Origin of the sequence: uncultured Methylophaga sp., assembly GCF_947259025.1 — a bacterium.
Classification (GTDB): domain Bacteria; phylum Pseudomonadota; class Gammaproteobacteria; order Nitrosococcales; family Methylophagaceae; genus Methylophaga.
This window is the reverse complement of the sequence record NZ_CAMYKO010000002.1, coordinates 191835-202655: the sequence shown is the minus strand read 5'-3', so window position 1 is coordinate 202655 and position 10821 is coordinate 191835. Positions and strand designations below refer to the sequence as shown.

Here is a 10821-nt window from a genome sequence, read left to right as displayed (position 1 = left end):
TTAGTCTTTACGCCGTGTTATCCATGCAACATCCATGGTCGATGTGATACTGAAATTCATCACGGAAATGTTTGATAAAGCTCATCACCGGTGCCGCTGCCGCATCACCCAGCGCACAGATAGTGTTGCCGTTGATATTGTCAGCCACATCCACCAGTCTATCCAGATCTTCCTGCCGGCCCTGGCCTTCTTCGATACGTTTAATCACCCGGTACAACCAGCCGGTCCCTTCCCGGCAAGGCGTGCACTGACCGCAGGATTCCTCGTAGTAAAAATAGGCGATACGCTGCAGGGCTTTGACCATGCAGGTTTTTTCATCCATCACGATAACCGACCCGGCGCCCAGCATCGAGCGTGCCTTGCTGATGCCGTCATAACTCATCGGCGTTTCCATCATCACATCGCCCGGCACCACCGGCGTTGAGGTTCCACCCGGGATCACGGCTTTGAGTTTATTGCCGTCGCGGACACCACCGGCCAGTTCCAGCAACTCAGAAAACGGTGTACCCAGCGGCACTTCGTAGTTACCCGGTTTATTGACGTGGCCGGTCATACAGAAAATTTTGCTGCCGCCGTTATTGGGCGTACCCAGCTCATGAAACCAGTCCGCTCCGTGCTGCAGAATCACCGGGATGGAAGCCAGACTTTCAGTATTGTTAATAGTGGTGGGCTTACCGTAAAGCCCGTAACCGGCAGGGAAAGGCGGTTTATAACGGGGCTGGCCTTTTTTGCCTTCCAGCGACTCCAGTAAGGCGGTCTCTTCACCGCAGATATAGGCGCCGGCACCGATATGGGTATGCAGTTCGAAGTTAAACCCACTACCCAGGATATCCTTACCCAACAAGCCAGCCTCGCGCGCCTCTTTCAGCGCCGCTTCAAAACGCTCAATCGGCTCGTAAAACTCACCGCGGATATAGTTGTAACCGGTGTGGGCACCGATGGTGTACCCGGCCAGGATCATGCCTTCGATTAACTGGTGAGGGTTATAGCGCAGGATATCGCGATCCTTGCAAGTGCCGGGTTCGCCTTCATCCGAGTTACAGACAATGTATTTATCACCGGGCAGCTTTCTGGGCATAAAGCTCCATTTGAGCCCGGTGGGAAAACCGGCACCGCCACGACCACGCAGCGCCGAGTTCTTGACCTGTTCGATGATCTCTTCCTGACGCATCTTGCTTTTCAGCACTTGTTCCAGCACCTGGTAACCGCCGACCTGGCGATAGGCATCCAGTGTCCATGATGGTGTCAGATGCGAGGTGCGGAAACAGATTTGATCCAGTTTCATCAGCTCAGCCCGTCCAGAATTTGATCGATTTTTTCCGGCGTCAAAAATTCGTGATAATCGCGATCCAGCAGCATCATGGGTGCGCCGACACAGGCGCCCAGACACTCCACTTCTTTCAGCGTGAACTGGCCGTCCTCAGACGTTTCGCCCGGCTTGATATCCAGTTTCTGCTGCAGGTGATTCATGATGGTTTCCGAGCCACAAAGCATGCAGGAGATATTGGTGCAGACACTGATCTTGTGTTTGCCCACCGGTGCCAGCTCGAACATGGTGTAAAAGGTCGCCACTTCGTAAACACTGATTGAAGGGATATCGAGATACTCAGCCAGCGCATCCATAATGGCACGGCTGAGCCAACCTTCATTGGCGTCCTGCAGAATGTGCAGACAGGGGATCACTGCAGACTGTTCCTGCCCGGCCGGATACTTAACGATCCAGCTATCCATCTGCTCACGCAGGCTGTCATTGAACAGCGTTTCGCGGGGACCGGTCAAAAGCATTTCCGTCATCGATCAATCTCGCCAAATACAATATCCATGGTACCGATAATCGCCACCACATCGGCCAGCATATGGCCCTTGGCCATCTCATCCATCGCCGCCAAGTGCGGAAAGCCGGGGGCACGGATTTTGACCCGGTAGGGTTTATTAGCCCCATCCGACACCATGTACACACCAAACTCGCCCTTGGGATGTTCCACCGTGGCATAGACCTCGCCTTCCGGTACACAATAACCCTCGGTGAACAGCTTGAAGTGATGAATCAACGCTTCCATATCGTTTTTCATCACATCACGTTTGGGCGGCACAACTTTACTCTCATGGGCCTGCACCGGCCCCGGATTGGCGCGCAGCCAGTCGATGCATTGTTTGATAATGTGGTTGGACTGGCGCATCTCTTCAATACGCACCAGGTAACGGTCATAGCAGTCACCCTCGCTGCCGATCGGAATATCAAAATCCAGACGGTCATACACTTCATAAGGCTGCTTGCGACGCAGGTCCCATTCAATCCCACTACCACGCAGCATCGGCCCGCTGAAACCCAGTTGCAAAGCCCTCTCCGGGCTGACCACGCCAATGCCGACAGTGCGCTGTTTCCAGATACGGTTATCGGTCAGCAGGGTTTCATATTCGTCTACGCAGTTTGGAAAACGCGCCGTGAAATCTTCGATAAAATCGAGCACGCTGCCTTCGCGGTTCTGATTTTTATGCTTGATTTCCTTTTCGCTGTGCCACTTGGAGGCCTGATATTGCGGCATGCTGTCCGGCAGGTCGCGATATACACCGCCAGGACGATAATACGTCGCATGCATGCGGGCACCGGAGACGGCTTCGTAAACATCCATCAGATCTTCACGTTCACGGAAACAGTACAAGAACACCGTCATCGCGCCGATATCCAGACCATGAGCGCCGAGCCACATCAGGTGGTTGAGAATGCGGGTGATTTCATCAAACATGACCCGGATGTACTGCGCCCGGGTTGGGATCTCCAGCCCCAGCAGCTTTTCAATGGCCATCACATAGGCATGCTCATTGCACATCATCGATACGTAATCGAGCCGATCCATATAGCCGATGCTCTGGTTAAACGGCTTGGATTCGGCCAGCTTTTCCGTGCCCCGGTGCAATAGGCCGATATGCGGATCAGCACGCTCAATAACCTCGCCGTCCATTTCCAGGATCAGGCGCAGGACACCATGCGCGGCCGGATGCTGGGGACCAAAATTGAGTGTGTAATTCTTAATTTCGGCCATTTTCAGCTTTCATCCTTCCAGTAGCGGTTATCATCGCGGATGACCCGCGGCACCAGCGTGCGCGGTTCAATACTAACCGGCTCATACACCACCCGTTTTTTTTCTTCGTCGTAACGCATTTCAACATTGCCGATGAGCGGAAAGTCCTTGCGAAACGGATGGCCGACAAAGCCGTAGTCAGTCAGAATGCGACGCAGATCCTGGTGACCATCAAACAAGATGCCGAACATATCGAAGGCCTCACGCTCAAACCATTCGGCACCGTGCCAGATCCCAGTCACACTATCGACCACCGGGTTCTCCGCATCCAGCCGGACTTTCAGCCGCAGCCGCTGATTGTGTTCAATGGACAGCAAGTGATAAACCACGGCGAAGCGATAACCGTCTTCAACCGGCTCACTGTGACCGAGGCCGTCGACGGCGCGGCTGAAACCGAACTCACTGGACTGCTTGGTCTCCCAACTGCTGCCGCCATACTCGGAATAATCGACGCCACACAAATCCATCAACTGAGCAAAGCCGTATTCATCACGCAGGCGACGGCAGACCGTGGTGATATATTCAGCACCGACATTGAGCGTGACCTCGCCCCGATCCAGGCTGCAGTCGAGTAATTCGTCCGCAAAGTCCCGTTCCAGTCTGGCTTTCAAGGCTTGCATCATCCGGCTCCCGCTTAACTGGCTGCCGGTCTGGCAATGGTGTTAGTACGTTGGATTTTTTTCTGCAACTGGACAATGCCATAGAGCAGCGCCTCGGCAGTTGGCGGACAGCCCGGCACGTAGATATCAACCGGGACAATACGGTCACAGCCGCGCACCACAGAATAGGAATAATGATAGTAGCCGCCACCGTTGGCGCAGGAGCCCATCGAGATGACCCAGCGCGGTTCTGACATCTGGTCGTAGACTTTGCGCAAGGCCGGTGCCATTTTGTTCACCAGCGTGCCGGCGACAATCATTACATCTGATTGACGCGGACTGGGGCGGAACACCACACCGAAACGGTCCAGATCGTAACGGGCTGCGCCGGCATGCATCATTTCCACCGCACAGCAGGCAAGTCCGAAGGTCATTGGCCACAAAGAGCCGGTGCGGGCCCAGTTAATCAGCTTATCGGCCGAAGTAGTGACCACACCTTTTTCCAACACGCCTTCTATTCCCATTCCAGCGCTCCTTTTTTCCACTCGTAAATAAATCCGACAACCAGAATGGCAAGAAACAGGAACATCGACAACAGGCCGAACACACCGATTTCATCCAGCACGATTGCCCAGGGGAATAAAAAGGCGATTTCCAGATCAAAGATAATGAAGAGAATAGCGACCAGGTAATAGCGCACATCGAACTTCATGTGGCTGTCATCGAAGGGCTCGAAACCACATTCATAGGCTGAGCGTTTTTCATCATCAGGGTGCCGTGGTCCCAGAATAAAACCGGCCACTAACGGCATCACGCCGAAGCCGATGCCGATGATGACAAACAACAATATCGGGAGATAATTCTCCAGCATACTGTTTCCTCTCGGTCGAATTCTCATCAGAGCACGAAGGCTGAGCCATCATGCGCCCGGTCACGTCAGACAATGAGTAACCATCGCAAGAGATACTACACACTCTCGGGCATGATGAGAAGCCGGATATGCGCTTCATCTCCGGCTGATTGCTGAGATATTTTACCTGGCAACAAAAAAGCCTTTATGCTGTTCGTTTGAACGCTGTCTGAGCTGACTCTGATTGCACAACAGCCTGTTTTTATCGCCGCCACAATCAGAGACAACACAGAGCAGCATATGTTCTGACTTTTAAGCCCATGCCGACAAAATGAATGCGTCTCTTTCAGTAAAAAAATCCAGGCTGTTTACCCGGCCCGTGGCAGTAGCGGCACTGCTGATTCTGATTGCTGTTGCTTGCGCCAGTGCAGCAGCGAGCTACTTATTTTCACTGATTCAGGCCGACGTCGAAACCCGGCTTAACGATACCCTCGATGCCTCACTGACCCGCGTAAAAACCGATATTGAATCGCACAGCCGCAATGCCCGTTACTGGGCGGAAAACCTGTCTTTGCGCCAGGTTACCCAAGTACTGTTGGCAGGCGGCAGCGGAGGCGTTGAAGATGAATTGTTTGGGCGCCTGGACAGCACGCTGACAGCCATTGTCGAATCAGAAAATTACCGCGACTACAAACTGTTCAACCTGCAAGGTGAATTGCTGTTGTCGGGGCGCCACGGCATTGCTCCCCCTCCAGCAGCACTTAAGCTGCCCGACTCTGTGCTGCAACAGGCCAAATCCGACCGCGCCTTTGTCACACAGCCATTCAAAAGTCTGCAGCGCTGGCCAGATAAACACGGTCATCTGCTTCGCGGCCTGCCCACCATGCTGCTGTTTGCCCCGGTAGTTGACTGGCATGGCGACATCATCGCGTTATTTGCTTTTGAAACCGCACCAGACAAAATCTTTGTGCCGGCTTTTCACCAGAACCAGGTGGGAGACAGCGGCCACAGTTACGCCATAGACAGAAACGGCTTACTACTGACCGAGAGCCGCTACAACCAAGCATTGCGCAAAGCCGGTCTGTTGCCCGCAGAGAATCCGCATGCCGATCTGAACCTGCATATCCGCAGACCCGATGTGAACTTGCTGGAGACGGATAGCGTTATCAGTCCGGCCGATTATGCTGCCATGCCGTTGACCCGAATGGCGCAGTCTTTAAGCCGGCAGGCATCAGGCATCGATATTGAGGGTTACCGCGATTTCCGCGGCGTTAAAGTAGTCGGGGCCTGGCGATGGGATGAAAAACTGAACATGGGCGTGGTCACTGAGACCGATGTGGCCGAGGTCTACAAGCTCTATCGCTCGTTATTGTTCAGTGTCATTTTCAGCATCATAGTGGTCATTGTGATGACCGCTATCGGCACCCTGCTCTACCGGCGTTCCACCCTGCAACGCATGGCCAGCCTGCAGCAGCGTGATGCCATTATCAACCAGACAGACGATGGTTTTGTCACCATTGCTGACGATGGCATCATTGACATGGTCAACCCAGCGGTATGCACGCTGTTTGTTTATGCGGAAGCAGAGTTGATTGGCCAGCCGTTGTCGATACTGCTGCCGCAAGACAATCAAAATGACGATGAACGCCTGCTGGCTAAGGGCCAACTCGGCGCAAGCAAGGTGATACACCAGACCCTGTCTCTGCGGGGCCGGCGCAAGGATGACAGCCTGTTTCCGATCGAATTACATGTTTCACCGATACAGTTTGGCCACCGCCAGTTTTTTATCGGCGTGATCCGCGATATTTCCGAGCGTCATCAGTATCAGCAAGAGTTGATTCACGCCATGCAGCAAGCCGAACAGGCCAACAAGGCAAAAAGCGAATTTCTGACTAAAATGAGTCATGAACTGCGTACGCCGCTCAATGCCATTATCGGTTTTTCACAGTTGCTGCGACAGGAAAGACTTGAAGACGGCCAGCGCGAGTCGATAGAAATGATCGAAAACTCCGGCAACCACCTGCTCAGTCTGATCAATGATGTCCTCGACTTATCACGGATTGAAAGCGGTCATATGACCATTTCGGTTGAGGATGTCGCGCTGCAGCCTCTGATTGAACATGTGCTGCCGCTGGTGCAGGTGCAACTGGCAACGCTGTCGCTGACACTGGAAACAGAGTTTCCCGACAACATTGACACGCTGTTTGTCCGCGCCGACTACGTCAAACTCAAACAGGTATTACTCAACCTGTTGTCTAATGCCGCCAAATACAACCGACCCCACGGTCAGATCCTGCTTCGCGTCAGTCATCATGATGAAAGCATTCGTATCGCAGTGAATGACAGTGGCTATGGTATCGACGAACAAATGCAGACGCGCCTGTTCGAGCCTTTCAACCGACTGGATAAGGAGCGCTCTACTATTCCGGGCACCGGTATCGGTCTGGCCATCAGCCATGAACTGGTCAAGTTGATGCAGGGGCGTTTCGGTTTTGAAAGCACCCTGGATGTCGGCTCGAGCTTCTGGGTTGATTTACCCATGTCCTCAGTGACGCCTTCATCACCCTCGCCGGCTACCTCAGTAGCTGTTGAAACTGAGTCTGATCAGAGTCAGCGAAAAGCGCTTCATCTGCTGTGTATTGAAGATAACCCGACCAATCTTGATCTGATTAAGCAGTATTTCCAGCGCCAGCAAGGTGTCAGCCTCACTACTGCGCAAGATGCTGAAAGCGGGTTGACCATAGCATTTGATCAAGAGCCGGATCTGATCCTGATGGACATTAATCTTCCGGGCATGAACGGTTATCAGGCACTCAAGCAGCTCAAGCAATCCGCAGTCACTCGCTACATCAAGGTTATTGCACTATCTGCCAATGCCATGGCTGAAGACATTGATAAAGGGCTGGCAGCAGGCTTTGACCGCTATCTCACTAAACCCATCAACTTCAGCGAACTGCAGCAGACGATCGACAGCCTGATGTCCTAGGATTGGCTCAACAGACTTCGCAGTTCCTCCGCGGGTAGCGGTTTGCTGAAATAGTAGCCCTGGGCATAATCGCAGCCCACCGTTTCCAGGAAATCACGCTGTGCGGCAGTCTCCACACCCTCGGCGACAACCCGGATCCCCAGTCCCTGGGACATCGCCACGATCGCATGAATCAGTTCGCGCTCGGCCGGATCTTCGACAATATCTGCAATAAAGCTGCGATCAATTTTCAGCACATCAAAAGGATAGTTTCGTAAATAACTCAGCGAGGAATAGCCGGTACCAAAATCATCCATCGCCAGACTGATGCCCAGTTCACTCAGCGCCTGCAGTGTCGACTTGACTGTTGCCGCACCACTCAGTAACACGCCCTCAGTGATCTCCAGTTCCAATGTCGACGGTGCAAGCTGATATTGCCGAATAAGCTGCTCAATCGTGTCAACCAGACTGAGATCACGAAACTGTACCGGCGACAGGTTGATAGCCATGCGAAAACCGGGCTGGCTCTGCTGGATGTCTGCCAGCATTTTTATTGACTCAGCCAGAACAAATCGGCCAATCGAGAGGATCAGACTGCTCTGCTCTGCGACCGGAATAAATTCATCCGGTGAAACCTGACCCAGCAGCGGGTTATGCCAGCGGATCAGTGCCTCTACGCCGGTGATGCGTTCATTATTCAACGCTACCTGGGGTTGATAAACCAGACTGAACTGATCCTGCACCAGGGCAGAATGTAGCTGCTCCTCAATACTGAAGCGCCGGGCCACATCCACATTCATCGTGCGGGTGAAATAGCTGAAAGTATTGCGGCCGCTATCCTTGGCATGGAACATGGCCGAATCGGCATTACGTAGTAACTCTGATGCCGTAGTGCCGTCATCGGGATAAACCGCCACACCGGCACTGGCAGTAAGCATCATTTCACGGTTTTCAATGCTGAATGCCTGCTTAAACGGTGTCAGTGCCAACTCAATAAAAGCTGACAAGGAGTCTATTTCAGACTGATGGCGCTGCAAGATAATGAATTCATCGCCGCCCAGCCGGCCCAGCATTTGCTGTGGCTGCAGGATTTTCTGCAGACGCAGTACCAGGGCCTGTAAAAGACGGTCACCGGTATCATGACCGAGTGAGTCATTGACCTTCTTGAAGTGATCCAAATCCAGCACCATCACGGCCAGTTGCTGACCGCTGTGTCCGGCACTACGGATCTGTTTATCCAGTTGTTCCAGAGAACGGAAGCGGTTCGGCAGCCCGGTGAGGGGATCGTAATAAGCCAGATGCGCGATTTCCTGCTCTTGCTGGCGGATCTGGGTGATATCGGAAATCACTGAAATTAAGCCAGACAACTGCCCCTCGCTGTCGTACTGATAGCCCCAGTTAATCTCTGTAACTCGCTCCTGGCCATACCTGGTCAGACAACGGCTGATATAGGGCTCTGGTGTCGGCTGGTGCTTGACCAGGTGAAAGAAATAATCACGCAGTTGCTGCGCATCGCTGTCGCTGACTTCAAAGTCCCAGACATAAGCATGCAGGAGCGACTCTGGTGGATAATCCATGATTTGCTGGTAGCCGGGGTTGCTATAGGTGATCCGGCCTGCCAGATCATTTTCGCGGATACCGCCCGGCACTGAATCCAGGATCAGGTTGAGCCGCTGGCGATTGCTGTTGAGTTGCTCGATTAAAGCCTGCTGCTGCAGAAAATAGACCCGCACCAGTACAAACACCATCAGCGCAGTAATGCTGACAAAAAACAGCCCTTTCCAGGTCTGCATGGTCGACAGCACGTTTTTGTTCAGCGCCAGTAATTCAATCGCATAATCGGAAAAGATAATCCAGAGCGCGGCAAATATGGCATAGATAGACGCAATTTTCAGCGGTGTCAGCCACTGATGTCTGACCGCGGGATTGACTGCCTGTTGGGGTCGACGGGGATCGGCCATGGCATGCACTCCAGACGGATTATCTCTGTCGAAGGCGCTGCTTATGGATAGCAGCATTTCCGCAACAGATATGAAAAAGCCCGATGACTCGGGCTTCGATATTACATGGTGCCGACGGGCGGAGTCGAACCGCCACGGGCTATGCCCACCACCCCCTCAAGATGGCGTGTCTACCAATTTCACCACGTCGGCTAAAAAGAGTGCGTATTTTAAGGCATTTCCGGCAGGTCTGCAGGAGTTTGTTCTGTCGTTTGTCCGGCAGGGGCAGTCTCGGTCACGCTTTGCGCCTGGTCGGGCCTGTCTACTGAGAAGTAGGCCAGGGTCAGGCTGGTCGCGAAAAACACGGCGGCCAGAATCGCACTGCTGCGGCTTAGAAATGATGCCGAACCGCGGCTGCCAAACAGGCTGCCGGAAGCACCACCGCCGGCTCCGCCGCCACCGCCGCCAAAGGCAGCACCGGCATCGGCGCCTTTACCATGCTGGATCAGCACCAGGCCGATCAGCATCAGACTGACAATAATATGTACCGTCAAAATTATAGCGTGCATGTAGTTAACCTAATTTCAAAACCGCGGCCTGACAGATTCTGATGAACTCATCGGCATTGAGCGAGCCGCCACCGACCAGCCCACCATCAACGTCAGGTTGTAAAAACAATGGCGCAGCATTATCACCGTTTATGCTGCCGCCGTAAAGTATTCGCAGATCACGGGCAATGTCTGGATCATGTTTCGCCACCCGCTGACGCATGAAGCTGTGTACATCCTGCGCCCATTCGGGTGTTGCCGATCGGCCGGTGCCGATGGCCCAGACCGGCTCATAAGCGAGCACGGTATGCGCGAGGCCTTTGACGCCCTGATAGGCAATCACCGTATCCAGCAAGCGGGCGACGACCTCTTCGGTGCGGCCCACCGCATGCTCGTCCGGACTCTCACCAATACAGATAATTGGCGTGATCCCAGCCTTTACTGCCATTTCATACTTTTCAGCCACGATGCGATCCAGAACCCGTTGGTCCAGATCCAGTTCAGCATAGAGACAACGTCTTTCCGAGTGACCAATCAGCACATAATGGCAGCCAAAGTCCGCCAGCATGGTCGCCGAGATTTCACCGGTATAGGCGCCTTGGTTAAACTGAGATAGATTCTGTGTTCCCCAGTAAAGGCCAGTGCCACTCAGTGCCTGTTGTACCTGCTGCAGATAGACAGCGGGTGGAAACAAGGCCACATCAACCGCGGAAAAGCTCTCTGCCCGCGACAATATGCCTTGCAGCAATGCCCGGTTACTCACGCTAGAGCCGTTCATTTTCCAATTACCAGCAACCAGCGGTTTACGCACAAATACGATCTCTCGAATGCAGAAA

General features: G+C 53.4%; 10 protein-coding genes and 1 tRNA gene. 1 reads left to right on the top strand and 10 read right to left on the bottom strand.

The features are described 5' to 3' along the window. Positions 1-7: 7 nt before the first annotated feature. Genes nuoF through Q0X64_RS02115 form a run of 6 tightly spaced genes read right to left on the bottom strand, consistent with a single transcriptional unit; the run spans position 8 to position 4553 of the window. A complete protein-coding gene (nuoF, locus tag Q0X64_RS02140; protein WP_297808414.1) occupies positions 8-1285 on the bottom strand; it encodes an NADH-quinone oxidoreductase subunit NuoF in 1278 nt (425 codons plus the stop codon). Next, positions 1285-1794: an NADH-quinone oxidoreductase subunit NuoE gene (gene nuoE / locus Q0X64_RS02135; protein ID WP_297808411.1), complete on the bottom strand. Its 510-nt coding sequence runs from the start codon at positions 1792-1794 to the stop codon at positions 1285-1287. The genes nuoF and nuoE overlap by 1 nt, the downstream gene beginning before the upstream one ends. Beyond that, positions 1791-3044, bottom strand: coding sequence for an NADH-quinone oxidoreductase subunit D (locus Q0X64_RS02130; protein WP_297808410.1), 1254 nt, complete (start codon positions 3042-3044; stop codon positions 1791-1793). Before Q0X64_RS02130 ends, nuoE begins: the two co-directional genes overlap by 4 nt. A gap of 2 nt (positions 3045-3046) precedes the next feature. After that, a complete protein-coding gene (locus tag Q0X64_RS02125) occupies positions 3047-3706 on the bottom strand; it encodes an NADH-quinone oxidoreductase subunit C (RefSeq protein ID WP_297808407.1) in 660 nt (219 codons plus the stop codon). An 11-nt stretch (positions 3707-3717) separates the two neighbouring features. Next, complete coding sequence (locus tag Q0X64_RS02120) at positions 3718-4206, bottom strand: NADH-quinone oxidoreductase subunit B (protein WP_297808404.1); 489 nt, start codon at positions 4204-4206, stop codon at positions 3718-3720. Next, positions 4197-4553 carry an NADH-quinone oxidoreductase subunit A gene (locus Q0X64_RS02115; RefSeq protein WP_297808401.1) on the bottom strand — a complete coding sequence of 119 codons (357 nt, stop codon included), beginning with the start codon at positions 4551-4553 and terminating at the stop codon, positions 4197-4199. Before Q0X64_RS02115 ends, Q0X64_RS02120 begins: the two co-directional genes overlap by 10 nt. Positions 4554-4863: 310 nt before the next feature. On the opposite strand from Q0X64_RS02115, the gene Q0X64_RS02110 reads away from it, so the two are divergent. After that, positions 4864-7518, top strand: coding sequence for a response regulator (locus Q0X64_RS02110; protein WP_297808398.1), 2655 nt, complete (start codon positions 4864-4866; stop codon positions 7516-7518). Here Q0X64_RS02110 and Q0X64_RS02105 read toward each other — a convergent pair. From Q0X64_RS02105 to tpiA, 4 genes are all read right to left on the bottom strand, one after another. Further along, positions 7515-9458, bottom strand: a complete 1944-nt coding sequence (locus Q0X64_RS02105) for a bifunctional diguanylate cyclase/phosphodiesterase (RefSeq protein WP_297808396.1) — start codon at positions 9456-9458, stop codon at positions 7515-7517. The genes Q0X64_RS02110 and Q0X64_RS02105 overlap by 4 nt on opposite strands. Positions 9459-9564: 106 nt before the next feature. Next, positions 9565-9650: transfer RNA gene (locus Q0X64_RS02100), tRNA-Leu, on the bottom strand. Between the two features lie 17 nt (positions 9651-9667). After that, positions 9668-10006: a preprotein translocase subunit SecG gene (gene secG / locus Q0X64_RS02095; protein WP_297808393.1), complete on the bottom strand. Its 339-nt coding sequence runs from the start codon at positions 10004-10006 to the stop codon at positions 9668-9670. A gap of 4 nt (positions 10007-10010) precedes the next feature. Next, a complete protein-coding gene (gene tpiA, locus Q0X64_RS02090; RefSeq protein WP_297808390.1) occupies positions 10011-10796 on the bottom strand; it encodes a triose-phosphate isomerase in 786 nt (261 codons plus the stop codon). Positions 10797-10821: the final 25 nt, after the last annotated feature.